This is a genomic window from Agromyces soli (assembly GCF_022811605.1).
GTDB classification, from domain to species: domain Bacteria; phylum Actinomycetota; class Actinomycetes; order Actinomycetales; family Microbacteriaceae; genus Agromyces; species Agromyces soli.
Window position 1 is genome coordinate 1906996 of record NZ_CP094533.1, and the last position, 26105, is coordinate 1933100.

The following is a 26105-nucleotide window of genomic DNA, read 5'->3' on the forward strand; positions in this document are numbered from 1 at the left end:
GAGGGAGCAGACCATGACGAGCACGACGCCCGGAGACGACGAGCCGACGCGCGCGAGCGACGACTCGGCCGCGAACGCCGACCTCACGCCCGCAGCGCGCGGTGCGGACACCGAGCACCCGACCGCGGTGCTCCCGGAACCCGTCGCGACGACCGGCGCGGATGCCTCGCAGCCCGCCTCGCCCGCGGAGGAGCCCGAATCGCCCGCCGACGAAGCTGCGGCCGACGACACGGCGCACGACGCGAGCCCGGCCCCCGAGCCCGCGAGCGCGGCTCTCGGCGAGGCCCCCGGCGTCATCGAGGAGCCGGAGCCCGCGAGCGAGGACCTCGACGCCAACGCCAGGCTCGACGCCGCCGTGCAGCGCGCCGGCGTGGTGCCCGGCGGCGACGCGCCCGCCGAGGAATACCCGGAGCCCGTGGCGGCGGACACGGTCCGCCGCGAGACCTACGTGCCCGCGGGCGCTGCGGCGGGCACCGCGGCAGGCGCGGCCACGCTCGCCCCGGAGCCCGGCTACGCGGCCGGCCCGCAGACCGTGTACGTGCAGGCTCCCGAGCCGCCGAAGGCGAAGGGCAACCGCGGCTTCGGCATCCTCGTCGCCCTCATCGGCACCGTGCTCTTCGCCGCGCTGTACCTGGGCGCCGCGTACCTGCTGCTGCTCAGCCAGGGCGACGCGGGCTCGGCGACCGAGCAGCTCACCCAGTTCGCCGCCAAGCAGCTGTTCTGGGTGCCCGTCGCGGTGTTCTTCCTCGGCTTCGCGCTGCTCGCCGCGATCGTCAACAAGGGCGGCTGGTGGTGCTACGCGGTGTTCGGCCTGCTCGTCGCCGTCGCCGTGTACTTCTCCTACGTGGGCGGCGCGCTCTGGTCGGTCGCGTGGACGATCACCCCGGGCGACGTGCCCGGCTTCGTGGCGCAGCGCTGGCTCGACCCCTTCGCGATCGTCGCGGCCGTCATCGCCCGGGAGATCCCGATCTGGCTCGGCGGCTGGATCGCGGCTCGCGGCCGCAAGGTGACCGAGCGCAACCGGCTCGCCCTCGAGGCCTACGACCGCGAGATCGCGGCGGGGCCGCAGGCGCAGCCGCGCTGAGCGCGGGCTACTCGCAGCCGAGCTCGGCGGCCGCGGCGCCGAGCTCGAGCTCCGCGCCCCAGTCGGCGAACGCGAGCTGCGCATCGCCGTCGGTCTCGGCGAGCGTGAGCGCCCGGGGGAGCGGCGGGCCGTAGCGCTCCACGACGAGCACGCCGGCGCGGCTGTCGCTCGCCCCGATCTGGACGGCGAGCGTCTCGCCGTCGCCGCTCGGGGCGGCGACCGACAGCTCGGCCCCGGAGAGGATCGCCTCGAGCAGGACCTCCGGGTCGGTGAAGGGCGCCCACTGGGCGACCGCCGGGTCGGTGCCGACCGTGCAGACCCCCTCGACGAGCTCGGGCCGCTCGCTCGCGGCGGCGAAGGCGGGATTGCCCCGCACCGCGGTGCGGCCCTCGTCGACGAGCATCGAGGTCGAGACGCCGTCGGCCGCGAGGCTCGCGCGGAACGCACCCGCCCGCCCCGCGTAGTCGACCGTGATCGTGCGCCCCGGCAGCAGCTCGCCCTCCTCCGAGGTGAGGAACTCGTGCACCGTTCCGGTCACCGCGACCGAGCCGCCGCCGCGCACCGCGTCGAGGATCCGATCGGCGAGCTCGGCCTGCGGCACGAGCCAGAGGCCGTTGCCGCTGGCGCCGTCGAAGGACTCCGCGTCGATCCCGGGCGGCGCGGTCGGCAGCGGGGGCGTCGCGGCGCAGCCGACGAGCAGCAACGGTGCGGCGAGCAGGAGGGCCGTGCGGATGCCGCGACGGCGCCCCGCCGGCCGTGCGCCGTCGGCCCGGCTCATGAGGAGGCGTCCGCGGCGCAGACGCTGGCTCCGCGCTGGCCGGAGAGCGTCGCGGCGTCGAGCGAGACCTCGCCCTCGGTGCCGCCGGGGCGGACGACGAAGCAGCTGCGGTCGTCGGCGAGGCCGGCGGCGGCCGGGATCCACGCCTCCGTGCCGCGCACGAGCCCGCTCAGGTCGGACTGGCTGCCGTCGCCGTCGACGACGAAGAGCTGGTAGTCGGCGTCGGGCCCGGACCAGTCGAGTCGCAGGTTGCCGGACTCGACCGAGGCGCTGAGGCCCTCGACGCGCACGCTCGAATCGGTCGCCATCGACACGATCCACCAGGCGAGGGCGCCGGCGAGCGCGAGGAAGGTGAGGCCGACCGAGACGAGGAACGCCGGGTGCAGCCACCAGCGTCGCGTGCGCGGCGGGGCCTCGGCGAGCTCGGGCAGCACGGAGGAGCCGCTGCCGAGGGCGCGGGCGCCGCCGGCGACGCGGGTCGGCGCGGGCGTCTGGCCGAGCGCGGCCGGCCCTGCGGCGGGCGGCGGCGTGCGGTCGGTCATCTCGGCTCCCTCGGGGTCGAACGGCTCGGCGGCGCGCAGCGGGCCCGGCCCGGCCGCGCGACCGCGTACCATGCTATATCGGTGCGCCTGCCCCGAACGGGGCACGCGAGGAGGGGGACCGGAGTGGGCAGCACGCGACGACGGCTCGGCGCCGCCGCGCTGTCGATGCTGCTCGCGGTGCTGGCCGCTCTCGCGACGGCCTCGCCGGCCGGGGCCGCGGACGACGCGCCCCCGGGGGCCGGCTCGGGCGACGTCGCGATCCCGTACCGCGGCAGCACCACGATCGACATCGCGGCGCCGTGGCGGATCACCGACTGCCGGGTGCCCGCGCAGGCGACACCGCTCGTCGTCGGCTGCGACGAGCGCAGCATCTCGCTCGCCGCCCCCGACTACGACCCCGACGCCGCGGCCGTCGCCGTCCCCGTCCCCCTCACCGACGGCCGCATCACGACCCTCGCCGAGTACCGGGTGAGCCTCGAGGCCCCCGAGACGCCGAGCGCGGAGCCCGGCCGGGCGATCCGGCCGACCGCCGCGGGCGCCCTCCTCCGCCTGCCGATCTCCGAGCTCGGCGTCGAGTGCGCGGTGTGCGACGCCGGCGGTCGCCTCCGCGCCGTCGCCGTGCACCCCGCCGAGGCGGGCTCGCTCTGGGCGACGCCGACGCACCTCGTCTTCCGGGCCGCGCAGGGCTACACCGGCCCGGCCGAGCTCGTCTACCGCTTCGCCGACGACTACGGCACCTGGTCGCCGGAGGGCGTGATCCAGGCATCCGTGCTCCGCCCGGCTGCGGCGCCGCTCGTGACGAGCGACCTCGTCGTCGCCCTCGACGACGGGGCGGCCGAGCTCTCGCTCGAACAGCTCGCCTTCGTGCTCGGCGACGACGAGCTCGTGCTCGTCGGCTGCGGCACCGCGATCCGCGGGCAGCTGCAGTGCGACGCCGACGGCGCGATCGACTACCGCGGCGACGGCGCCGCCGACCAGTTCGCCGTGCAGCTCGCGACCACCGGCGGCGAGCAGGCGCTCGCCTCGGTGACGCTCGTGCCGGCCGGCGACGACGGGGCGGATGCCGCGTCCGCGTCCCTGCGGCCGGGCACGGCCCCGATCGCGAAGCCGAAGCAGGGCAAGCAGGGCGTCGCGAGCGCGATCGTCCCGCGCCGGCCCGTCGAAGACCACCACGGCGCGGGCGGCCTGCTCGCCCCGCTCCTCGCCACCCTCGACCGTGTGGGGGCCCGATGACCAGTCGCTGGAGGCGCACGCCATGAGCCTGAGACTCACGATCGATCGCACCGCGAGCGCCGACGCCGCGGGCAGCTGGGCGCTCGACGTCGACGAGGCGACCACCGTCGGCGAGGTCGCCGAGTCGCTCGGGCTGCCGAGCGAGGCGCTCGACCCGCTCGCCGGTCCCGCGGCGCCGCTCGCGGAGAGCACGCTGCTCTCCGGGGCGACCCTGCCTGCGGCGGCCGACGCCTCGCTGCAGCCGGGCACGCTCCGCCTCGAGCTCGTCGGCGGCCCCTACGCGGGCGAGACGGCACCGGTGGCCAGGGGCGGCGCCGTGACCGTCGGCAGCGCCGCCGGTGCGACCCTCGCCATCGCCGACGACGCGCTGGCGCCCACCCACGCGACCTTCACGATCGCCGACGGCGTCTCCGCCGACGGCCGGCCGGCTCCGCTCGGCGCGACCGTCGAACCCGCGCCCGGCGCCGCCGTCTGGGTGAACGGGCAGCCCATCGAGGGCCCGACGCCGATCGTGCCCGCCGACCTCGTGCAGCTCGGCAGCAGCGTCGTCCGCCTCGGCATCGCCCCGGCCGCCGACGCCGACCTGACCCGCGATGCGCTCGGCGACCGCGGCTTCAACCGCCCGTCGCGCATCCGCCCCGCCGCGGAGCAGCCCGTCGTGCCGCTGCCCGGCGACCGTCCGGAGGACCCGGACCAGTCGCCGCTGCCGTGGCTGTCGGCGATCATCCCCGTCGTCCTCGGCGTGACGATGGCCGTGGTCTTCGGCCGCCCGATCATGCTCCTGATGGCCGCGGCGAGCCCGATCATGGTCGTCGGCTCCTTCCTCACCAACCGCAAGCTGGCGAAGAAGAAGGGCGTGAAGACCGAGCAGCAGTGGATCGAGGAGGTCCGCATCGCCGAACGCCGCATCGACGAGCTCGCGAAGCGCCAGCGGATCGAGCGCTGGTACCGGCTGCCCGACCCCGTGGTCATCCTCGACATCGCCACCCGGCCGCTCTCCCGGCTCTGGGAACGGCGGCGCAGCGACGTCGACGCGCTCTCGATGCGCGTGGGCGTCGCCGAGGTCGCCCTCGACGTGCGCTTCGAGGGCGGCGGGCGCGACCGCGGCGAGGCCCGTCGCGTCGGCGTCTCCCCGGCGCCCGTCGCGGCCGAGCTCCGCGCCGGGCCCCTCGGCATCGCCGGCCCGCAGGACGCCGTGCGCTCGGTGGCCCGCTCCGTCGTCGCGAGCTGGGCGACCCTGCGCTCGCCGCGCGACGCCGAGCTCGTCGTCGTCTGCCCCGACGACGCCGCGCCCGACTGGTCGTGGGTGCAGTGGCTCCCGCACGCCGGCGGCGGCGGGGCGGCCGCCTCGATCGGCAACACCGACGACACCCGCCGCGAGCGGGTGCGCGAGCTCGGCGTGCTGCTCGAGCAGCGGATGCGGCAGTCGGGGCAGCGGGGCGCCGAGCCGCCGAGCGACGTGCTCGTCGTCGTCGACGGTGCGCGCGAGTACCGCATGCTGCCCGGGATGGTGCCGCTCCTCGAGCACGGGGCGAGCCACGGCATCCACGTCGTCGCGCTCGACTCCGAGCGCGCGCGGCTTCCCGAGGAGGCGAAGAGCGTCGTCGCGATCGACCACGGCGACCCCGCGATGGCGCGCGTCGAGACCGGCGCGGAGTACTGGCCGATCGTGCTCGTCGACGGCCTGTCGACCGCGCACTGCGAGCGGCTCGCCCGCAGCCTCTGCTCGCTGCGGCACGTGAGCGGGGTCGGCGACGACGCCATGCTGCCCACCGCGGTGCGCTTCGCCGAGCTGATGAAGCTCGACCTCGACGACCCGGAGCCGCTCGTGCGGCGCTGGTCGACGCATCCCCGCAACACCTTCGTCGTCGTCGGCGCGACGGGCGAGGGCGAGTTCGCGATCGACATCTCCCGCGACGGGCCGCACGCGCTCGTCGCCGGCACCACCGGCTCCGGCAAGTCCGAGTTCCTGCAGGCGCTCGTCGTGAGCCTCGCGATGGCGAACCGGCCCGACGCCCTGAACTTCGTGCTCGTCGACTACAAGGGCGGCTCCGCCTTCGCCGACTGCGAGCGGCTGCCGCACACCGTCGGCATGGTGACGAACCTCGACGCCCGGGAGACCGAGCGCGCGCTCGCCTCGCTCGATGCCGAGCTGAAGCGCCGCGAGAAGGTGCTCCGCGACATGAGCGCGAAGGACGTGGACTCGGCCTGGGCGAAGGACGCCGACACGGCCGCCCGCCGCGGCCTCGCCCGGCTCATGATCGTCATCGACGAGTTCGCCGAGCTCCGCACCGAACTGCCGGAGTTCATCGACGGCCTCGTCCGCATCGCCCGCGTCGGCCGCTCGCTCGGCGTGAACCTCGTGCTCGCCACGCAGCGGCCCTCGGGCGTCGTCACGCCCGAGATGCAGTCGAACATCAACCTGCGCGTCGCGCTGCGGGTCACCGACCGGGCCGACTCGGCCGACATCCTCGGTTCGGGCGAGGCCGCGCTGATCAGCGCCTCGACGCCCGGCCGGGGCTACGTGCGCACGGGCCCGGCCTCGGCGCCCGCGCCGTTCCAGACCGCGCGCGTGGCGGGCATCCGGCCGGGCGTGCAGCGCCAGGTCAAGGTGCTGCCGCGCAAGGCGCCGCTCGAGTGGGACGAGCTCGGCTACCCCGTGCGCTACCCCAAGCCGGTCTCGACGCAGGCGCAGAACACCGACCACGACGACACCGACCTGCGCGCGATCGTGAACCTCATCACCGCCGCGACGGTGCAGCTCGGCGTGCCGAAGAACCCCTCGCCGTGGCTCATGCCGCTGCCGACGGTGCTGCCGCTCGAGAAGTTCCAGGACGAGGCGATCCCCGAGCAGTCGATCGTGCTCGGCCTCGAGGACGTCCCCGGTGAGCAGTCGCAGCGCAGCCTCACCTGGCGCGTCGACGAGGGCTCGCACGTGCTCTTCCTCGGCGGGGCGATGTCGGGCCGCACGACGGCGCTGCGCACCATGCTCGGCCAGCTCGTGCAGGAGTTCTCGCCGGCCGACCTGCACCTCTACGTCATCGACTTCGGCAACGGCGCGCTGCTGCCGCTCGTCGACGCGCCGCACACCGGCGCCGTCGTCACGCAGCTCGACGCCGACCGGCTGCCCCGGCTCGTGCAGCGGCTGCTCGAGGAGCTCGGCCGCCGCCAGGCGGTGCTCTCGGCCGCGGGCGTCGGGCACATCTCGGAGCAGCGCGCCCAGTCCACGCCGGAGACCCGCCTGCCGTACGCGGTCGTCGCGGTGGACGGCTGGGAGCGGATGCTCTCGACGATGAATCCCGACCAGCTCGTCACCTTCCGCGACCAGTTCATGCGGGTGCTCCGCGAGGGACCGGCGGTCGGGGTGCGGGTGCTCCTCACGGGCGACCGCGGCATCACGGGCGACAAGGTCGTCGCGTTCGTCGACGAGCAGTACGTGCTGCCGATGCGCGACATCGCCGACTACCGCACCGCCGGCATCCTCGCCCGCGACATCCCGCTCGACCTGGCGCCCGGCCGAGTGCTGTTCGGCGCCGCCGGCGCCGAGGCGCAGCTCGCGGTGCTGAGCCGCGACACGAGCGGCGAGGCGCAGACCACGGCGCTCCGCCGCATCGTCGAGCAGGTCCGCGACCACTACGACCAGTTCCCGCAGCTGCAGTCCCTGCCCTCGCCGTTCCGGGTCGACCCGCTGCCCGGGCACTACGCCCTCACGGCGGCGTACGAGCTGCCGCTCGGCGACTCGGGGCCCGCCGACGGCCCCGTCGTCGCGGTCGGCGGCGACCTGCTGTCGCGGTTCACGCTCGACTGGCCCGCCGACGGCGGCTTCCTCGTCACCGGGGCGCGCAAGTCCGGCCGCTCCTCGGCGCTCGCCGCGATCGTGCACCAGCTGGCCTGGCGCAAGACCCCGCTCGTCGTCGTGTCGACCCGCGATTCGATCCTCACCGAGGTCGCCGGGGCGCACAGCATCCCGGTCGTGCAGGGCGGCGACCTGACGCCCGCCGAGCTCGACCCGATCCTCGACGCCGCCGGCGAGCACGTCACCGTCGTCGTCGACGACGCCGAGCAGTACAAGAACGCGCCCCTCGAGCACGCCCTCACGGGGGCGAAGCACCGGGCGACGTTCATCGTCGCGGCCGACTCCGAGTCGCTGTCGACCCTGTTCGGCGGCCCGGTGGTCGAGGCCAAGCGCTCGCGGCGCGCGCTGCTGCTGCGGCCGGAGTCGACGATCATGGGCACGCAGGCGATCGGCACGCCCGTGCCGAAGTTCATGCTGGGCCGGGGCACGCCCGGCACGGCGGTGCTCACGACGCCCGGCGGATGGCTGCCGGTGCGCGTGCCGGACATTCGGCAGTAGGCGCCCTCCGGCGCACGTAGACTGGCCGGGCTGGACCCGGGGGAATCGGGCCCGAGCCCGTCGAGAAGGGGATGATCCGAGTGGCCTCTGCCCGCTGCGCGTACTGCGATGCGACGCTGGAGCCGAACAGCATGTACTGCCTCTCGTGCGGTCAGCTGATCCCGCAGGCCCAGAGCGCACCGCCCGTGCCCGCGCCGTTCGCCGGCGCGAAGCCCGCGCCGAGCGCGGCCCCGGTCGCCCAGGCGCCGGTGCAGGCGGCTCCCGTCGAGCCCGTGCCGCTGCCGCGCTCCCTGCCGTGGCAGCAGACCCCGCGGGTCGAGACGATGCCGGCGCCGCCGACCGCAGCGCCGGCCGCCGTCGAGCGCGTCGAACTGCTGTTCTCCACCGGCCAGCGCGTCGTCGTCGAGGGCGCCGCGGTCGTCGGCCGCAAGCCCGCGGACACTGCGCTCGCGATGGGCGCCCGCGCCGTCGAGGTCCTCGACGACACCCGCTCGGTGTCGCGCGTGCACCTCTTCCTCGAGGTCGCCGGAGGCGGCATCACGGTCGGCGACGCCGGCTCGGCGAACGGCTCGCGCCTCGAGCGCGGCGGCCGCGAGATCGAGCTCGAGAGCGCCGGCACCCGGGTGCCCGCCGTCATCGGCGACACGGTCTGGCTGGGCGACCTGAGCTTCGTCATCCAGGCGGCGTAGGCCACGCGGGGTCGAGCAGCGGGCCCTTCCACGCGGTGAACGGCAGCGCCTGCTCGAACAGCGCGTGCGGGATGCCGCGGGCGGATGCCTCGGCGAGCAGCAGCTGCACGGCCGTCGCGGCGATGTCGTCGGTGAGCACGGCGTCCATCAGCAGCGGCACGAGCCCGCGCCTCGCGCCGTCGGGCCAGCGGCCGTAGAGGCCGATGCGGGAGGCGGCGCCCCGATCGCTCAGCCGGGCGCGCAGCGCCTCGCCGTCGCGCACGCCGAGTTCGCAGAGCAGGGTGCCGTTGCCGGCCTTCAGCGCGAGCCCGCCGGCCTGGCCGAAGATCGGCACCGCGCGCAGCCGCGCCGTGCGCGGGCGGTCGTTCAGCACGCCGATGAAGGCGAGCTGCGACCACGGGATCTCGGGCAGCCCCGCGGTCGAGACGCCCGTGTCGGTGACGACGAGGACGGGGGCGCCGGGTGCGAGCAGCAGCCGCAGCATCCGCCCCCGCAGCACGCTCGTGACGAGCAGGCCGCAGGCCGCGAGCCCGAAGACGACGACGAGACCGATCGTGAACCAGCTGCCGAAGCCCGTGGCTACGAGCGCGACGACGCCCGCGGCGGCGAGCCCGATGAGCACCCAGCCCGTCGTGATGAACCGTCGGTTCCATCGCGGCACCGAGGCCGCTTTGGCGGGATCGGGCTGCGCGACGAAGCGCACCGGGCCGGCCGGGACGGTCATCAGCCGCGGAGGAACGGGTCGGCGATGCCGGAGGCCGACGGCCGCACGAGGTCGCCCGTGCCGAGCCGCTTCAGCTGCACGTAGGCGCGGTCGTGCAGCGTGATGAGCGGCAGGCCCGTCGCGCCGGGCTCCCGGCCGAGCCGCACCGTGACGTACGCGGTGCGGTCGGGCACGGCGAGGTAGATGGAGAGCCGGATGTCGCCCTTCTTGTGATTCGGCACGGGCAGGTAGACCGCCGGGTCGCCGGTCGCGAAGCGCGCGTGCAGGGCCTCCGCCTCCGCCCGGCCGCCGGCTGCCAGGAAGTGCCGGCCCGACAGCGGCGTGCCGGTGTCGACCCGGATCCAGCGGTGCGCGCCGCCGATCGCGAACCAGGCGAAGAGCACCGCGAAGAAGGCCGTCACGACGACGAGGGTCGGGGCGACGACGCCGCGCAGGCCCGAGCGGCGGCCGGTCATCTCGCTCGCGTCGTCGCGGATCGCGCCGAAGTTCACGAGCACGAGGACGAGCGCGACGAGCGCGACCGCCGCGAGCACGGAGAACACGGCCGTCCGCGTCGTCGAACGGGCGTAGCGGAACGACTCCGGCAGGGCGGCGAGGGTGGCGTCGGAGGGGCGCACGGCGGGCCTTTCGCGTGGAGAACAGCGGCGAGAACGACTGTACCCAGTCCGGGGGAGCGGCGGACGGGGAGTTCTCCCCATCGGAATCCGCGCCGACTCCGGGTAACGTGAGGCACGCGCCGGGAACGGACATCCCCGTCCGGCCCCCGACACCAGCCAAATCTGGAGGAAACCATGGCGGAGATCCGCGTCACTTCCGACTCCCTCGCCGGGGTCGCCGGTCAGCTCTCGAGCGGCTCGCAGTCGATCGAGTCGCAGCTGTCCAACCTGAAGTCCCTCGTCGAGGGCCTCATCTCGGGCGACTGGTCGGGCACCGCGTCGCAGAGCTTCAACGAGCTGTACTCGCAGTGGGACCAGGCCGGTCTCCAGCTCAAGGAGTCGCTGCAGGGCATCAGCGATCTGCTGAACCAGGCCGCGCTGTCCTACGAGGACAGCGAGAACGCCATCGCCGGCACGTTCAACGGCTGACATCCGTCGCTGACGGCTCCGCGGGCACCCGCCCGCGGAGCCAATCCGGTCGGGAGGGAACCCTGTGGTCCAGTTCAGAGTCCGCGCCTCGGCGCTCAGCGAGGTCTCCGCGCTGCTCGGCACCGTGCTCGCGACGTTCGACACGAACCTGTCGACCGTCGACGCGCAGGTCAAGCGCACGGTCGACGTGACGTGGAAGGGCGACGACGCCGAGAGCTTCTCCGAGGGGTGGGCGACGTTCATGACCACGGCCGGCTTCGTCCGGCAGTCGCTCGCCGCGCTCCAGGCCGGGCTCATCGCCGCCGACGGCTCGTACACGCAGAACGAGTCGGGCGTGCAGCGCTCCTTCACCGGCCGGGCGCCCGCGCTCGCCGCGATGCGCTCCGGCACGGGTCAGCTCAGCACGCGGGTCGCGAGCGGTGAGGAGAAGGCCGAGGACATGGCCGAGTTCTTCGGTCGCGACTACGCGGGCGACGACGAGGTCGAGCGGTTCGGCGGCGGGGCCCTCGGTCCCCGCAAGTCGAGCGGGCAGGCGACCGGCGGCGGCTCCGGCGACACCGACGGAGACGGCGACGACGACTCGATCGGCGAGGGCGTGTTCCGCCTCGGCGCCGACGGCGAGCCGGCGATCACCCCGCAGGTCGCGGCGGTCGAGATCGGAGAGGTGCCGGTCATCGGCGACGCAGACGGAGAGGGCACCGGCGCATGAGCGAGCAGCAGGCCGACACGACCGAGCTGAAGGCGCTCGCCGACATGCTGGGCGAGCTCGTCACGTACTGCTCCGCGCTGAAGCAGGGCGCGAGCGGCTTCGCCTACATGCTGCCCGCCGAATGGCAGGGCCCGGCCATGGCGAACTTCATCGGCATGTTCGAGAAGTGGCAGCTCGGCGCCGAGGCCATGACCCAGGCCGCCGAAGGCCTGCAGGACCAGGTCTCCGGGGCGCACCAGGCCTACACGGAGACCATCGAGACCCTCGACGGCGCCTGGAGCAACCTCGCCAACGGCCTGAGCGGCTGAGTCGGCGCGGCGCGCTCCGCGCGCCCCGATCAGCCCCAGACATCCACCATCCGATCCCACCGGGAGTGCACTCATGACGCAGGTCCGCCTCGACGCCGCACGGCTCGCCGCCGACGGCACCGCGCTGTTCTCGATCGCGAGCTCGGCCTCCCAGGCGGCGCGCGCCTGCGAGTCGGCCCTCGGCGGCACGGGCGGCATGGCCGGCGACGACGAGTCGGCCGAGGTCTTCGCGCACGGCCAGGACGGCGAGCCCGGCTACGACGGCTACGCGGTCGACCTGCTGAAGGCCGTGCAGGGCATGTCGAACGCCCTGCGCATCGTCGACGCGGCGCTCGGCAACACGGGTCGCGCCTACGACGGGGCGCAGCTCGTCGGTGCGTTCAAGCCCGCGTCCTCCTCGAGCATCCCCGAAGAGACCGCCGTCGTGAACGACCCGCACGCCTCGGTGCCCACGGCGCTCGGCAAGGGCCCGGAGGGCCCGCTCGGCGAGTTCGGCGACTTCCTGAAGGACGCCCTCGCCACCCTCGGCGTCGTCCTGCCCTCGGCCGACCGCGGCAAGCTCTCGACCGCGCAGCAGGCGTGGAGCAGCCTCTCGCAGGCGATGACGTCGGCGAAGTCCGAGGTCGGCTCCGCCTTCGTGAACGTGTCGTCGATGACGCTGCCGCCGTCGCAGGCGAGCAACATCCGCCGCTGCCAGACCTCGCTCGGCAGCTCCTTCGGCAAGCTCTCCGAGAGCGCGAACTCGATGGCGGGCTTCGCGCAGGGCATGATCGACGCCGTCGACAAGGCCTGGGAGGAGATCGGCTGGTTCATCGCGCAGATGGCCATCGAGATCGCCCTCGAGATCGGCATCGGCGCCCTCCTCGGCGCCGTGACCTTCGGTGCCGGCGCGGCCGCGATGGCCGCGAAGATCATGCTCACCGTCACGCGCTGGGCGATCAAGATCGCCGCGCTCTGCCAGAAGCTCCGCCGCCTCATCATGGCGGCCCTCCGCGTCGCCCGCATGGCGGTGCGCGGCGGCATCCGCGTCGCCCGCGAGGCGCTCTCCGCCGGACTCGCGAGCGCGATCACGACCGCCTCCTTCAACCAGGTGCGCGGCGCGCTCGACCCGAACTACCAGCCGCAGAACGTGCTGAACGCGGCCCTCGCCTCGGCGGCGGGCGGCGCGGCCGGCGGCACCGTCTCCGGCGCCGCGGGTCGGCTCACGAACCGCATCAACCCGGGCGCCATGCAGCGCGTCACGCACATCGCCGTCGAGACCGGCGGCGGCGCGGTCGACGGGCTCGCCTCGGGCCTCGCCGAGTCCGGGCTGAACGGCACGCCGTTCTCGCCGCTCAGCTCGATCGCGGCCGGCGCGCTCCTCGGCGGTGCGCTCGCGGGCCGTCCCGGCGGCCACGGCGGACCCTCGAGCCCCTCGGCCCCGAGCGGCCCCGGTAACGGCTCGACGCTGCCGGCGGTCACCGTGCCCGGCGCCGACACGCCGACCCCCGGCGGCGGCAACCAGACCACCGCGACCGCCGGCAACGGCGGCGGCGCGGTCGACGTCCCGAACGACGCACCGACGCCCGGCGTGGGCGACGCCGGCACCTCGGCCGGTGACGGCGGCGGCGGGGTCGACATCCCGAGCGACGGTCCGACCCCCGGCGGCGGCGACGCCGGCGGTGGCGCCGGCGACGGCGGCGGCTCGATCGACATCCCGACGGACGCCCCCTCGGCCCCCGGCGACCTCGGCGGCGGCGCCGGCGACGGCGGGGCCGGCGGCTCGGTCGACGTGCCGACCGCGGGCGGTGACGGCGGCGGCACGCCCGGTCACGCGGACGGCGGCACGCCCGGTTCCGCGGACGCTGGCACGCCCGGTTCTGCGGATGCTGGCACGCCCGGTTCCGCGGATGCTGGGACGCCTGGACATGCGGATGCGGGCACGCCCGGTCACGCGGATGCTGGGACGCCGGGTCACGCGGATGCTGGGACGCCTGCTCACGCGGATGCTGGGACGCCTGGACATGCGGATGCGGGCACGCCCGGTCATGCGGATGCGGGAACGCCGGGTCACGCTGATGCGGGCACGCCCGGTCATGCGGATGCGGGCACGCCCGGTCACGCTGATGCGGGGACTCCTGGTCACGCGGATGCTGGGACGCCTGGTCACGCTGACGCGGGCACGCCTGGTCACGCTGACGCGAGCACGCCGAGCACGGTCGACGCCGGCACGCCCGGCACGGCGGACGCCGGCACCCCGGGAACCGCTGACGCCGGCACGCCCGGCACCGCTGACGGTCCTACGGCGGATGCTCCCGCGGCCGACAGCTCGTCCGGCGACGGCCAGGGCAACGGCGCGCCCGGTGCCGCGGCGGCCGGTGCGGCCGTTTCGGCGAAGCCCGGCGACGCCGGCTCCGTCGAGAGCAGCGCCCCGGCGCACGCCGACGGCACCGACGGCGGCCAGCCCGACGCGGATGCCGCGCAGCCCGATGCCGACGCGACGCAGCCCGACGCCGAAAGCGCACCCGCCGACGGCGAGGGCGGCACCGACGGCGACGCCGACGGCATCGCCCCCGAAGAGGCCGCGGCCGCCGGTGGCGCCGCGGCAGCGGCCGGCGCGGCGACCCTGCTCGGCAAGCCCTCGCTCTTCTCGAAGCCCTCGCTCTTCTCCCCCAACGGCAACGGCGGCAAGCCCGACGCCCCGAGCGCCGACGGCTCGAACGGGCACGGCGCCCCCGACGCCAGCACGAACGTCGACGGCTCGCAGCCGGACGCCCCGGCAGCGGACGGCGTGGACGGCACCGGCCAGGCCGGCGACGGCACCGGCCAGGCCGGCGACGGCTCGCAGCCCGAGGGCCAGCAGCCGGACCAGGCCCCGTCGAACAACAGCTCCGAGCGCTCGATCGACGAGATCGACCAGGCGCTGAACGAGATCAACCCGAACTTCGACCCCTCGGACCCCGCCAACGGCTACGCCACGAACTGCGGCAACACCTCGGCGAACCTGAACGACTTCCTGAACGGCAAGGACAGCGCCGAGGCATCCACCGGCACCCTCAGCACGCCGGACATGGAGGCCCGCACGGGCAACCCGCAGACCACCGTGACGCCGGAGCAGATCGAGTCGACGCTGCGGGCGATGGGCCCGGGCTCGCACTGCGTCGTCGGCATCGACCGCGCGGGCGACGCCGGGCACTGGTTCAACGCCTACTTCGACGGCGACACGGTCTGGTCGCTCGACGCGCAGAACGGCACGCGCTCGCCGTGGCCGCCGCACGAGCCGAACGCGACGAACTGGGATGCCTCGGTGCGCCCCGACGACGTGGTGAACCCGGATGGCACGAAGCCGGTCGACGCGAAGCCCGACGCGAACGCGCCCCAGGCCCCGGCGACGCCGGACGCCGCGAACCCGAACGCGAGCGCGCCGACCGCTCCGGCCGCGCCGACCGCGCCGGCAGCCCCGGAGGCGGGAACGAGCTCGCCGGCCGAGGCCTCGCCCACGACGCACCAGGCGCCCGACGGCACCGCGCCCGACGGCACCGCGCCCGATGGCCACAGCACCGACACGGACGGCTCGATCGCAGACGGCACCGACGGCACCGACGGCACCGACGGCACCGACCCCGATCGGGACGGCCGCCGCTGGCCGAAGTGGACTCCGCCGGTCGACCGCGTCGACCCGAGCCACCCCTCCGACGGTTCCGCGGGCTCCGGCACGACGTACAACGGCTACGACATCCCCGGGCTCACCCCGGAGATCCGCGAGCAGCTCGACGCGCTCGCCGCGCAGCCCGACTCGCCCATCGTGCGGAACGAGGACGGCTCCTACTCGCTGAAGGACCCGATCGAGGTCGACGCCTTCAACCGGCAGGACGCGAAGCACGACTGGGACGAGTATCAGCGCCAGGTCGGCATGCAGCAGCAGGGCCTGAACGCCCTCACGATCGCCGAGTGGCGGCACAACGTCGACTTCTACGAGCAGTACAACCGTGTTGCGAAGAGCGAGCAGAGCGCTGCGATCACGGCCCTGAAGGCCGCGGGCGTCCCGCACAGCAACCCCGCGGTGCTGCACGGGCCCGACCAGGTCGCCGGCGGCCGCGCCGACCGCTTCGACGGAGCGGGCGACCTCGGCATCAACAGCTCACTCGGCAGCCAGTGGCAGCACCGGATCGACGACCTCCGTCAGGACGTCGCCGACGCGATGATCGACATCGACCCCGCCCTGCACGCGCACATCAAGCTGAACGTCGAGCTCGGCGCCCACCACGTCGACACCGGCGCGTCAGCCTCGCAGGCGACGCTCACCGCCGCTCGTCCGCACACCGGGGCACCGAGCAGCGCCGCGACGGTGGCGAGCCCGTCCGTCACGAGCCACGCGGCGTCGACCTCCTCCGCATCGAGCTCGACCTCGGCGCCCGCGCGTACCGGAGCGGCGGGAAGCACCGACGGCACCCGCACGAGCGCCGCGGACGGGCCGAGTCGGGGCGAGCCGACGGCGACCGATCCCGACCGCGGCACGAGCGAGTCGGCGGCTTCCGACGCGCACGATCCCGCCGACGCCAACGAGCATGCGGCAGCGCCGGAGCCGTCCGGCGCGGACGGCACCGACGACGCCGCGGCCCCGGCCGACTCCAGCGGGCCCGAAGGCCCGGACGGCGACGCCGCGACGTCGACGCCCGAGCCCACGGTGCCGGACACGATCCACCACCAGGTGCTCGACGACGCGTTCCCGCACCTGGCCGGTCCGGAAGCACGTGTCCAGGCCGTGCACATCGTGAACGGGCTCGGCTACACCGTCGACCAGGGGCGCTTCCTGAACAACTGCCACTACGTGGTGAACGCCCTCGAGCTGCGGTTCCGCGGCTACGACGTGATCGCGAGCCCGACCGTGATGGGGGCCAACATCGACCCGGCCAGCGGCAACGTCACCGCGAGCTACGAGGGCCGCTTCCCGGTGAGCATCGCCGCGGACTGGGTGCAGGCCGACGGATCGCGACGGGACTTCCAGCAGATCGGTGCGCTCGGCTCGACGCCGATGGAGGCGCTCGAGTCGCTGACCGCGTCGTGGCCGGTCGGCGGCCGCGGCTTCGTGAACGGCTACTGGAAGACCGGCGGCGGACACATCTTCACGATCGTGAAGGAGCCCGACGGCATCAAGCTCTACGACGGCCAGATCAATCAGATCGACGCCTCCGGCTACCTCGACACCATGCACTTCAACCGCACCTCCGAGGCGCCTTGGAAGGACCTCTCCGTGTTCCGCGTCGACGATCTGGTGCCGACCGCCGAGGTGATCAAGACGTCGAAGCCGTGGTCCCAGCCGGAGTACCAGCTCATGCTCGAGTGGAGGGACGCGGCGACCCCCGCGGACCGTCCGCAGGTGATGATCGACCGCGAGGTCGTCGCGAACGCCCGGTGGCAGGCCCGCAACGACGAACTGATCGCCGAGCGGATCGTCCGGCTGCAGGACCCCGCGATCACTCCCGATGAGGCTGGGAAGCTGCAGGGGGAGATCCACGCGCTGCAGGTGCAGAACCAGCGGCTCGGGGCAGGGGCGGTGCAATTCTCCCTGGAGCTGAAGACCCCGCCGCCCGCCGCCGACGGGAATGGGCCGAGCTCGGCCGGGCCGGCTGGCGTCGACTCCGAGAAGGCGTGAGACTGGGAGCATGGTGACCATTCAGGACGCACGTCGGCTGCTCGAGCAGTACTTCGCCGAGCACCCGCCCGCGCTCTCGGGAGAGCTCTACATCGCGCCGGAGTGGTTCGAGGACGAGCACGACTACCTGCCCGTCTGGGGGGCGAAGGAGTTCCTCGTCGACGGCCTCGAGCCCTATGCGCGGTACGACAACCTCGCGATCTTCGTCGACAAGGCGACGGGCGCCGTGCGCCAGGAGTACCACACGCCGAACTTCGAGAAGATCCGGCGGATGACGCCGATCGACGCGCCGGCCCAGTGAACCGCGCTCCGGGACATCCGAAGGCGACGGCATGCTGAACACCTCGACTGAGCGCTTCATCGCGCAGGCCGGCGCGCTGCCCGCGGAGCAGCTGGCGAGCGCCTTCGACCGGGCGGTGCGGCTCCGGCGCGCGGGCGGCAAGGAGGCGAGCCGTGCGACGAAGCCGTCGGCGGCGGTGAACTCCGAGCTCGAGCACGCCGTCCGAGCGCTGCTGCTGCCCCGCGCCGAGGAACTGAACGCGGCGCGCGCCGGGCTGCACGCCGATGCGAAGAGCGCGATCGTGATCGCCGCTCGCGCGGTCCAGCAGGCCGCGCAGCTCACCCCCGAGCAGTACGAGATCCTGCTGACGCCGTTCACCGAGCTCGGCGTCGAGGTGCCGGCGCACCCTGACGCCGCCAGGTGACCGTCACTGCACATCGAACGTCGGGAAGGGGACGCCAGCCCGTTCCGCGGCACCGGCGTCCCACTCGACTGATGTGCCGACGGGGAAGCGCATCGGCCGATGGGCGGGCGACGCCCTCACGGGCGACGCTGCTCGAACAGCTCTCCGGAGCGGGAGGGGTCAAGTGAGCGACCAGGAGGACGTCCGCCGCGAATATCTCGTGTACGACGGCGATCAGCTCGCGCTCGAACTCCGGGAGGGTGCCGGGATCCTCGTGAGCATCTCCGCGCCGCCGCCCGTGCCAGGCAGCGCTCCAGTGACCCATCCCTTCGCGAGTGCGACATTCCGAATGGCTGTGAACGAGGGCGAGCTGGGCGCACTGCTTCGAGCTGCCCCGGATCTCGGCACATTCCTCGACCAGGTCGAAGCACGAGGCTACCGGGTCGAACGTTCGGAGGGGTAGGACCCCTCTGCGGAAGGACGTTAGGCTCAAACGGTGACGAGTCCTGACCTGGTGGCCCTCGACGCGTTCGTTGCACGTGTGGTGGAGCTCTCCCCGGCGCAGTTCGATGAGGTGCGATCGGCCGGTCGCGCCCTCGGCCCGGCCCGTCGGATCGCCGCCCGGAAGGCCGCGAAGCTGTCGGCGTCCGAGTTCAGCGCACTCGACACACGGGTCCGCGACAGCCTTCAGCCGCGCTCCGCGGCGTTGATGGCGTTCGGCGACGGTGCGCTCGCGGCGGCGGTCGCGGACATGCTGTTCGCCGCCCACGCGACGGCGTTCGGCGAGCGCCTCTCCGTCGAGGAGCGAGAGATCCTCCTGCAGCCGTTCGCTGCGGTGCTCAAGGTCGACTGAGACGCGACGTGCGCGCCGCCCCTTCTCCCCGTCCCGACGCCGCCGGCTGATCGGCCGAGGGGGTTGTTTTGCGGCGCGGGCTTTGTCCGAACGGCATCCGCCCGTCGGAATGCGACCCCGGCGGGGCGTGCACGGCCGCGCCGGTGCATCCCGACGCCGCGAGGTGACTGCCCATGGGGAGCCCTCCCCATGGCCCGCGGACTCAGCCTCGATAGACTTCCGGAGGTGACCGGCCGCGGGCGTTCTCGCCGCGGCAGGCGCCCCGAGGCATCCCGCGCGCCGCACCGGTGCGCGCCGAGCAGAGGAAGGCCCGCATGACGAGGTTCCGGAGCTTCGACCCGGTCGCCCCCATCTCCGACGAGACGATCGCCGCCTTCGCGGGCCGCGTGCCGGCCGAGGTCGCCGAGCTCTGGCGCACCCAGGGCGCCGGCTTCGTCGGCGACGGCTACTTCCGCTTCGTCGACCCGGCGCGCGCGGCCGAGATGCTCGACGGCGTCTTCGGGCTGCCCGAGGGCAGCACGGTGCTGTTCACGACCGCCCTCGGCGACCTCGTCGTGCACGTGAACGGCCTGTACCTCGTCGTCAAGTCCCGCTGGGGCGCGATCGACCTCATCGAGGGGGCGAGCTTCGACGAGCTCGTCGCCCTGATCGAGGACCCGGCGCAGCGCGACGTCGCCTGGGAGTGGCAGCCCTACCCGGCCGCGCGCGACCGCGACGGCGTGCCGGGCTTCGAGGAGTGCTACGGCTTCGTGCCGCTGCTCGCGCTCGGCGGCTCGCCCGACCCGGCCCGGCTGCAGCGCGCCGGCCTGTACGAGCACCTCGCGGTGATCGCCCAGCTCGCGGGCCAGCCGGAGGTGCGCCGGCATCTGCAGACGGCGGGCGCCGACGGGGCGGATGCCTCGGGCTCGGACCGCCTCGTCGCCGTGGGCCGCGCGCTCTTCCAGAAGCTCGCCCCCGATGCCGAGCTGAACGTCGTCGAGCTGCCCGACGGGCTCGGCGTCTGCCTCGTGCACGCCGTGCGCGGCGGCGGCAAGATCTACGTCGCTCCGGACGAGACGGTGCTCTTCGTCGGCTCCGCGGTCGACTTCGAGGCGGGCCTCGGCGCCTTCCGCGACGGGGTGCGCACCCCGCTCGAGAAGTTCGAGCTCGACCGGCCGGCGGGCGGCAACTGATGGCCGACGCCCTCGCCGAGCGCTGCGAACGCCTGCGCCAGCCCGTCACCGAGCTCGTCGCGATCAGCATGTCCGCCGCCTACCGGGCGCAGGACCAGCCCGAGCTGCTGCGCGCCATCGGCCTCGTGCGCGGCATCCTCGCCGAGGACCCGGCCGCGCTGCCCGACGGTGCGCTCCGCGACTGGATCCCCACGGCCCTCCGCAACCTCGAGCAGATGCGCGAGGCCGTCGAGCGCGGCGACGCGGCCAAGTCCTACGCGATCCTCACCGACAAGACCGACGGCTTCATCCGCCTCGCCTACGGCTGCGCCGGCTTCCCCGGCTGGGAGCAGGGCTGAACGGAGCGGATGCCTCGCCTGGGCGCAACCCCGCCGCGGCGAGCCCGGCGGGCGCGTAGCCTCGAAGGCATGGAGCAGCGCATGCGGGACGCCTGGGTGGTCGCCGGATTCGCGGCGGCGCTCGACCTCGCCCTCGTGGTGTGCGGCTTCGGCTTCGTGAGCCTGCTCGCCGACCTCGAGGTCGTCGGCGACCGTGACGTCGGCGTGCTCGTGGCGCCCGTCGCGGTCGGCGCCTCGGTGCTGACCGTGCTCCTCGTGCTGGGACTGCGGCTCCGCCGCCCAGAGCGGATGGCCGCCACCGTCGTGCTCGCGGCGCTCGGCTCCTGGCTCGCCTTCGTGGTCGTCGCCGCCGTCGGCCGCATCGTCTCCTCGACCGGCGACCCGGGGGAGGGGCTGCGCTTCGCCGTCGTGCTCGGCCTCGGCTGGTTCGGACTGCTGATCCCGGTGTGCGCGGCGCTGACGGCGGCGGTCGCCGTGCTCGTCGCCCGAGGCCGACGCGGCGGCATGGAACGGCCGCGCTGGCCCTGGGAGGGCGACGCGGAGTAACCGGGCCGGGCGGTTGCGGCGCGCCAAACGACCGTCGAATCGGCGCGACCGGGCGGCAGCGGCGCTATCGTGAAGCCCGTGCAGGGTTCGATCGAGGCTCGGGTGAGCTCCGAGGTCGACCGCTGGCTGCAATGGCTGCCGCGGTGGCGACCCGGCACGCACCGTGCCCGCGTGCGGCTGTGCCAGAAGTGCTTCGGCTCGCCGATCCTGGCCGCTGCGGGGCTCGACGTGGACGTGCCGCACCCCGTGCAGCACTCGTTCTCGATGCGCATGAAGGCGGTCATCGACGACGCCGTCGACGACTACACGGCGAGGAACCTCCCGCTGCTGCACCGCGAGATCCGGCTCGCCGAGGAGCGCAAGGCGCGACGCCCGTACCGTGCGGGCGAGGGCCTCGACCCCGAGTACCTCGGCCTCGAGCTGGACCCGGAGCCGGTGGCCGACCAGCCCTTCCTGTTCACGCTCGCGGGCCTCGAGGCCGACACGGCCGCCGCGGCGGCCGAGCCGGCGCCGCGCCCGTTCACTCCGGAGGAGAAGGAGGCGCTCCGCGAGGAGGTGCGCCTCGCCGACGATTTCGCGAAGCAGCTCGGCCGGCGCATCTGCGTGGAGCTCGCCCAGCACCGCCGCCGCATCGGCAACGCCGTCGAGCGCCTCGTGGAGCCGCAGGTCGCCGAGCTCCTCGCCGACCTCGAGCGCGAGCTCGACGCCCCGGGATGGCCTGGCTCCTGAGCGTGCGCCCTGCGCGAACGCGGGCGCTGCCGGACTCGCCTCATTTGACCGCGACGTGACGCCGCATTACGATTGATCGGGTGTGCGCGCTCGCGCGTGCATGTCCGGGTGCCTGCGGACATCCGCGGTTCACCCCCACGGCATACCCACCACGAAGACGACGCAGTTCTGCGGCGTCGGCGGGTCTGATGTGAAATCCATCACCGCTGTCACCGTGCAGCAGCAACTAGGAGAAGCAGTGCCAACCATTCAGCAGTTGGTCCGCAAGGGTCGCTCGCCGAAGGTCACCAAGACCAAGGCTCCCGCCCTGAAGGCCAACCCCCAGCAGCGCGGCGTGTGCACGCGTGTGTACACCACCACCCCCAAGAAGCCGAACTCGGCGCTCCGCAAGGTCGCCCGTGTGAAGCTCTCGAACGGCACCGAGGTCACCGCCTACATCCCCGGCGAGGGTCACAACCTGCAGGAGCACTCGATGGTGCTCGTGCGCGGCGGCCGTGTGAAGGACCTCCCCGGCGTGCGCTACAAGATCATCCGCGGCGCGCTCGACACGCAGGCCGTGAAGAACCGCAAGCAGGCTCGTAGCCGCTACGGCGCGAAGATGGAGAAGAAGTAATGCCTCGCAAGGGTCCCGCTCCGAAGCGCCCCGTCGTCGCCGACCCGGTGTACGGCTCGCCGGTCGTCAGCCAGCTCGTCAACAAGATCCTGATCGACGGCAAGAAGGACCTCGCGCAGCGCATCGTCTACGAGGCGCTCGAGAACGTCGCCAACAAGTCCGGTCAGGACGCGGTCGCCACCCTGAAGAAGGCGCTCGACAACGTGCGCCCGACCCTCGAGGTGCGTTCGCGCCGCGTCGGCGGCTCGACCTACCAGGTCCCCGTCGAGGTGAAGCCCCACCGCGCCAACACGCTCGCCCTGCGCTGGCTCACGAGCTACGCCAAGGCCCGTCGTGAGAAGACCATGACCGAGCGTCTCACCAACGAGATCCTCGACGCCTCGAACGGCCTGGGTGCCGCGGTCAAGCGCCGCGAGGACACCCACAAGATGGCCGAGTCGAACCGCGCCTTCGCCCACTACCGCTGGTAGTAGGCCGGGCGGATGCCCGGCTGGTCCCCCTGAGCCTGTCGACGGGATCCAGACCAGGCATCCGCCCGCCCCAGACCTTCCGTTCCGCACCACCCATCCGGAGGAACCCCCGTGGCACAAGACGTGCTCACCGACCTGAGCAAGGTCCGCAACATCGGCATCATGGCGCACATCGATGCCGGCAAGACCACCACCACCGAGCGCATCCTGTTCTACACGGGCGTGAACCACAAGCTCGGCGAGACCCACGACGGCGCCTCGACGACCGACTGGATGGAGCAGGAGAAGGAGCGCGGCATCACCATCACGTCCGCCGCGGTCACCTGCTTCTGGAACAAGAACCAGATCAACATCATCGACACCCCCGGCCACGTCGACTTCACGGTCGAGGTCGAGCGCTCGCTCCGCGTGCTCGACGGTGCCGTCGCCGTCTTCGACGGCAAGGAGGGCGTCGAGCCCCAGTCCGAGACGGTGTGGCGTCAGGCCGACAAGTACAACGTCCCGCGCATCTGCTTCGTCAACAAGATGGACAAGCTCGGTGCGGACTTCTACTTCACCGTCGACACGATCGTCAGCCGCCTGGGCGCCAAGCCGCTCGTGCTGCAGCTGCCGATCGGCGCCGAGAACGACTTCATCGGCGTCGTCGACCTGATCGAGATGCGCGCCCTCGTGTGGCCCGGCGACGCCAAGGGCGACGTGACCATGGGCGCCAAGTACGAGGTCCAGGAGATCCCGGCCGACCTGAAGGACAAGGCCGACGAGTACCGTCAGGTCCTGCTCGAGACCGTCGCCGAGAGCGACGACGCGCTGCTCGAGAAGTTCTTCGGCGGCGAGGAGCTCACGGTCGCCGAGATCAAGGGCGCCATCCGCAAGATGGTCGTCAACTCGGAGATCTACCCCGTGCTCTGCGGCTCGGCGTTCAAGAACCGCGGCGTGCAGCCGATGCTCGACGCGGTCATCGACTACCTGCCGTCGCCGCTCGACGTCCCCGCCATCGAGGGCCGCAACCCCCGCAACGAGGACGAGGTCATCGAGCGCCACCCCGACGCGAAGGACCCGTTCGCGGCCCTCGCGTTCAAGGTCGCCGTGCACCCGTTCTTCGGCCGCCTCACCTACGTGCGCGTCTACTCGGGTCACCTCGACTCGGGTGCCCAGGTCGTGAACTCGACCAAGGGCAAGAAGGAGCGCATCGGCAAGATCTTCCAGATGCACGCCAACAAGGAGAACCCGGTCGACTCGCTGACCGCGGGCAACATCTACGCGGTCATCGGTCTGAAGGACACCACCACCGGCGACACCCTGTGCGACCCGGACAACCAGGTCGTCCTCGAGTCGATGACGTTCCCGGAGCCGGTCATCGAGGTCGCCATCGAGCCGAAGACCAAGGCCGACCAGGAGAAGCTCGGCACGGCCATCCAGAAGCTGGCCGAGGAGGACCCGACGTTCCGCACCGAGCTCAACCCCGAGACGGGTCAGACCGTCATCAAGGGCATGGGCGAGCTGCACCTCGACATCCTCGTGGACCGCATGAAGCGCGAGTTCAAGGTCGAGGCGAACGTCGGCAAGCCGCAGGTGGCCTACCGCGAGACGATCCGCCGCGCGGTGGACCGTCACGACTACACCCACAAGAAGCAGACGGGTGGCTCGGGCCAGTTCGCGAAGATCCAGTTCAAGCTGGAGCCGCTCGAGGTCGAGGGCGACAAGACGTACGAGTTCGTGAACGCCGTCACCGGTGGTCGCGTCCCGCGCGAGTACATCCCCTCGGTCGACGCCGGCTTCCAGGACGCGATGCAGTACGGCATCCTCGCCGGCTTCCCGATGGTGGGCGTCAAGGCCACCCTCGTGGACGGCGCGGCCCACGACGTCGACTCCTCGGAGATGGCGTTCAAGATCGCCGGTTCGATGGGCTTCAAGGAAGCCGCGAAGAAGGCGAACCCCGTGCTGCTCGAACCGCTGATGAGCGTCGAGGTCCGTACTCCGGAGGAGTACATGGGCGACGTCATCGGCGACCTGAACTCGCGCCGCGGCCAGATCCAGTCCATGGAGGACGCCGCCGGTGTGAAGGTCGTGCGTGCGCACGTCCCGCTCTCGGAGATGTTCGGATACATCGGTGACCTGCGGTCGAAGACCTCGGGCCGCGCCGTGTACTCGATGGAGTTCGAGAGCTATGCGGAGGTCCCGAAGGCGGTTGCCGACGAGATCGTCCAGAAGAACAAGGGCGAGTAACTCCTCCACGGAGTTCGGCACCCTGCCCGCACGACCCACCCGGGTCGCGTAACATATCAACACAACCCCGCAACCCACCGAGCGCAATCCGGCGCCCGTTGAAGTTGCACGATGTCCTGAGGAGGACCACAGTGGCGAAGGCCAAGTTCGAGCGGACCAAGCCGCACGTCAACATCGGCACGATCGGTCACGTCGACCACGGCAAGACGACGCTCACCGCCGCGATCTCGAAGGTGCTCGCCGACAAGTACCCGTCGGCCACCAACGTGCAGCGCGACTTCGCGTCGATCGACTCGGCTCCCGAGGAGCGCCAGCGCGGCATCACGATCAACATCTCGCACGTCGAGTACGAGACGCCGAAGCGCCACTACGCGCACGTCGACGCCCCGGGTCACGCTGACTACATCAAGAACATGATCACCGGTGCCGCTCAGATGGACGGCGCGATCCTCGTGGTCGCGGCGACCGACGGCCCGATGGCTCAGACCCGCGAGCACGTGCTGCTCGCGAAGCAGGTCGGCGTGCCGTACCTGCTCGTGGCGCTCAACAAGAGCGACATGGTCGACGACGAGGAGATCCTGGAGCTCGTCGAGCTCGAGGTCCGCGAGCTGCTTTCGTCGCAGGGCTTCCCCGGCGACGACGCTCCGGTCGTCCGCGTCTCGGGCCTGAAGGCGCTCGAGGGCGACGAGAAGTGGGTCCAGTCGGTCCTCGACCTCATGGAGGCCGTCGACGAGTCGATCCCCGACCCGGTGCGCGACAAGGACAAGCCGTTCCTCATGCCGGTCGAGGACGTCTTCACGATCACCGGTCGTGGCACGGTCGTCACGGGCCGCGCCGAGCGTGGCACGCTGAAGATCAACTCCGAGGTCGAGATCGTCGGCATCCGCCCGACGCAGAAGACCACCGTCACGGGCATCGAGATGTTCCACAAGCAGCTCGACGAGGCCTGGGCCGGCGAGAACTGCGGTCTCCTGCTCCGCGGCACCAAGCGCGAGGACGTCGAGCGCGGCCAGGTCGTCGTGGCGCCGGGCTCGGTCACCCCCCACACCAACTTCGAGGGCACTGCCTACATCCTCTCGAAGGACGAGGGCGGCCGTCACAACCCGTTCTACGCGAACTACCGTCCGCAGTTCTACTTCCGCACCACCGACGTCACCGGCGTCATCACGCTGCCCGAGGGCACCGAGATGGTCATGCCCGGCGACACCACCGACATGACGGTCGAGCTCATCCAGCCGATCGCCATGGAGGAGGGCCTCGGCTTCGCCATCCGTGAGGGTGGCCGCACCGTTGGCGCCGGTACCGTCACGAAGATCATCAAGTAACGACCTTCG

The 26105-nt window shown here is 73.0% G+C and carries 24 protein-coding genes; 20 read left to right on the top strand and 4 right to left on the bottom strand.

What is annotated here, in order from left to right; translation table 11 throughout:
- Nucleotides 1–13: 13 nt before the first annotated feature.
- Nucleotides 14–1084: a hypothetical protein gene (locus tag MTP13_RS09165; protein ID WP_243567448.1), complete on the top strand. Its 1071-nt coding sequence runs from the start codon at nucleotides 14–16 to the stop codon at nucleotides 1082–1084.
- A 7-nt stretch (nucleotides 1085–1091) separates the two neighbouring features.
- On the opposite strand, the gene MTP13_RS09170 is transcribed toward MTP13_RS09165, so the two are convergent.
- Complete coding sequence (locus MTP13_RS09170; RefSeq protein ID WP_243567449.1) at nucleotides 1092–1862, bottom strand: hypothetical protein; 771 nt, start codon at nucleotides 1860–1862, stop codon at nucleotides 1092–1094.
- Nucleotides 1859–2476, bottom strand: coding sequence for a hypothetical protein (locus tag MTP13_RS09175; protein WP_243567450.1), 618 nt, complete (start codon nucleotides 2474–2476; stop codon nucleotides 1859–1861). Before MTP13_RS09175 ends, MTP13_RS09170 begins: the two co-directional genes overlap by 4 nt.
- Nucleotides 2477–2527: 51 nt before the next feature.
- Here MTP13_RS09175 and MTP13_RS09180 point away from each other — a divergent pair, with 51 nt between their 5' ends.
- The 3 genes from MTP13_RS09180 (at nucleotide 2528) to MTP13_RS09190 (ending at nucleotide 8680) form a co-directional block, all read left to right on the top strand.
- On the top strand, nucleotides 2528–3637 hold the full coding sequence (locus tag MTP13_RS09180) for a hypothetical protein (protein ID WP_243567451.1): 1110 nt from the start codon (nucleotides 2528–2530) through the stop codon (nucleotides 3635–3637).
- A 22-nt stretch (nucleotides 3638–3659) separates the two neighbouring features.
- A complete protein-coding gene (locus MTP13_RS09185; protein WP_243567452.1) occupies nucleotides 3660–7991 on the top strand; it encodes an FtsK/SpoIIIE domain-containing protein in 4332 nt (1443 codons plus the stop codon).
- An 80-nt stretch (nucleotides 7992–8071) separates the two neighbouring features.
- Nucleotides 8072–8680 carry an FHA domain-containing protein gene (locus tag MTP13_RS09190; RefSeq protein ID WP_243567453.1) on the top strand — a complete coding sequence of 203 codons (609 nt, stop codon included), beginning with the start codon at nucleotides 8072–8074 and terminating at the stop codon, nucleotides 8678–8680.
- On the opposite strand, the gene MTP13_RS09195 is transcribed toward MTP13_RS09190, so the two are convergent.
- Nucleotides 8664–9404, bottom strand: a complete 741-nt coding sequence (locus tag MTP13_RS09195) for a hypothetical protein (RefSeq protein WP_243567454.1) — start codon at nucleotides 9402–9404, stop codon at nucleotides 8664–8666. The two genes, MTP13_RS09190 and MTP13_RS09195, sit on opposite strands and share 17 nt — an antisense overlap.
- Nucleotides 9404–10021, bottom strand: a complete 618-nt coding sequence (locus MTP13_RS09200; RefSeq protein WP_243567455.1) for a hypothetical protein — start codon at nucleotides 10019–10021, stop codon at nucleotides 9404–9406. Before MTP13_RS09200 ends, MTP13_RS09195 begins: the two co-directional genes overlap by 1 nt.
- A gap of 174 nt (nucleotides 10022–10195) precedes the next feature.
- Between MTP13_RS09200 and MTP13_RS09205 the strand changes: the two genes are divergently transcribed.
- From MTP13_RS09205 to tuf, 16 genes are all read left to right on the top strand, one after another.
- On the top strand, nucleotides 10196–10489 hold the full coding sequence (locus MTP13_RS09205; RefSeq protein WP_056010942.1) for a WXG100 family type VII secretion target: 294 nt from the start codon (nucleotides 10196–10198) through the stop codon (nucleotides 10487–10489).
- 64 nt (nucleotides 10490–10553) lie between these two features.
- The gene (locus MTP13_RS09210) at nucleotides 10554–11198 is read left to right on the top strand and encodes a WXG100 family type VII secretion target (RefSeq protein ID WP_243567456.1); all 645 of its coding nucleotides are present in this window, start codon (nucleotides 10554–10556) and stop codon (nucleotides 11196–11198) included.
- Complete coding sequence (locus tag MTP13_RS09215) at nucleotides 11195–11506, top strand: WXG100 family type VII secretion target (RefSeq protein ID WP_189083696.1); 312 nt, start codon at nucleotides 11195–11197, stop codon at nucleotides 11504–11506. The genes MTP13_RS09210 and MTP13_RS09215 overlap by 4 nt, the downstream gene beginning before the upstream one ends.
- Before the next feature lie 73 nt (nucleotides 11507–11579).
- On the top strand, nucleotides 11580–17141 hold the full coding sequence (locus MTP13_RS09220; RefSeq protein WP_243567457.1) for a polymorphic toxin type 15 domain-containing protein: 5562 nt from the start codon (nucleotides 11580–11582) through the stop codon (nucleotides 17139–17141).
- 10 nt (nucleotides 17142–17151) lie between these two features.
- Entirely contained in the window at nucleotides 17152–17442 is a 291-nt protein-coding gene (locus MTP13_RS09225) for a hypothetical protein (protein WP_243567458.1), read from the top strand.
- A 31-nt stretch (nucleotides 17443–17473) separates the two neighbouring features.
- A complete protein-coding gene (locus MTP13_RS09230; protein ID WP_243567459.1) occupies nucleotides 17474–17845 on the top strand; it encodes a hypothetical protein in 372 nt (123 codons plus the stop codon).
- 163 nt (nucleotides 17846–18008) lie between these two features.
- Nucleotides 18009–18287, top strand: a complete 279-nt coding sequence (locus MTP13_RS09235; RefSeq protein WP_243567460.1) for a hypothetical protein — start codon at nucleotides 18009–18011, stop codon at nucleotides 18285–18287.
- Between the two features lie 51 nt (nucleotides 18288–18338).
- Nucleotides 18339–18677: a hypothetical protein gene (locus tag MTP13_RS09240; protein WP_243567461.1), complete on the top strand. Its 339-nt coding sequence runs from the start codon at nucleotides 18339–18341 to the stop codon at nucleotides 18675–18677.
- Between the two features lie 314 nt (nucleotides 18678–18991).
- Nucleotides 18992–19849: a T6SS immunity protein Tdi1 domain-containing protein gene (locus tag MTP13_RS09245; protein ID WP_243567462.1), complete on the top strand. Its 858-nt coding sequence runs from the start codon at nucleotides 18992–18994 to the stop codon at nucleotides 19847–19849.
- Nucleotides 19849–20187 (top strand): hypothetical protein, encoded by a 339-nt coding sequence (locus tag MTP13_RS09250; protein ID WP_243567463.1) that lies wholly within the window; start codon nucleotides 19849–19851, stop codon nucleotides 20185–20187. Before MTP13_RS09245 ends, MTP13_RS09250 begins: the two co-directional genes overlap by 1 nt.
- A 69-nt stretch (nucleotides 20188–20256) precedes the next feature.
- A complete protein-coding gene (locus MTP13_RS09255) occupies nucleotides 20257–20733 on the top strand; it encodes a DUF6121 family protein (RefSeq protein WP_243567464.1) in 477 nt (158 codons plus the stop codon).
- Nucleotides 20734–20811: 78 nt separating this feature from the next.
- Nucleotides 20812–21462 (top strand): spermidine/putrescine ABC transporter substrate-binding protein, encoded by a 651-nt coding sequence (locus tag MTP13_RS09260; protein ID WP_243567465.1) that lies wholly within the window; start codon nucleotides 20812–20814, stop codon nucleotides 21460–21462.
- A gap of 238 nt (nucleotides 21463–21700) precedes the next feature.
- A complete protein-coding gene (rpsL, locus tag MTP13_RS09265) occupies nucleotides 21701–22075 on the top strand; it encodes a 30S ribosomal protein S12 (protein ID WP_022889720.1) in 375 nt (124 codons plus the stop codon).
- Nucleotides 22075–22545 carry a 30S ribosomal protein S7 gene (gene rpsG, locus MTP13_RS09270; protein ID WP_092668506.1) on the top strand — a complete coding sequence of 157 codons (471 nt, stop codon included), beginning with the start codon at nucleotides 22075–22077 and terminating at the stop codon, nucleotides 22543–22545. Before rpsL ends, rpsG begins: the two co-directional genes overlap by 1 nt.
- A gap of 111 nt (nucleotides 22546–22656) precedes the next feature.
- Entirely contained in the window at nucleotides 22657–24771 is a 2115-nt protein-coding gene (fusA, locus tag MTP13_RS09275; protein ID WP_279399716.1) for an elongation factor G, read from the top strand.
- 131 nt (nucleotides 24772–24902) lie between these two features.
- A complete protein-coding gene (gene tuf, locus MTP13_RS09280; protein ID WP_231430092.1) occupies nucleotides 24903–26096 on the top strand; it encodes an elongation factor Tu in 1194 nt (397 codons plus the stop codon).
- Nucleotides 26097–26105 lie beyond the last annotated feature (9 nt).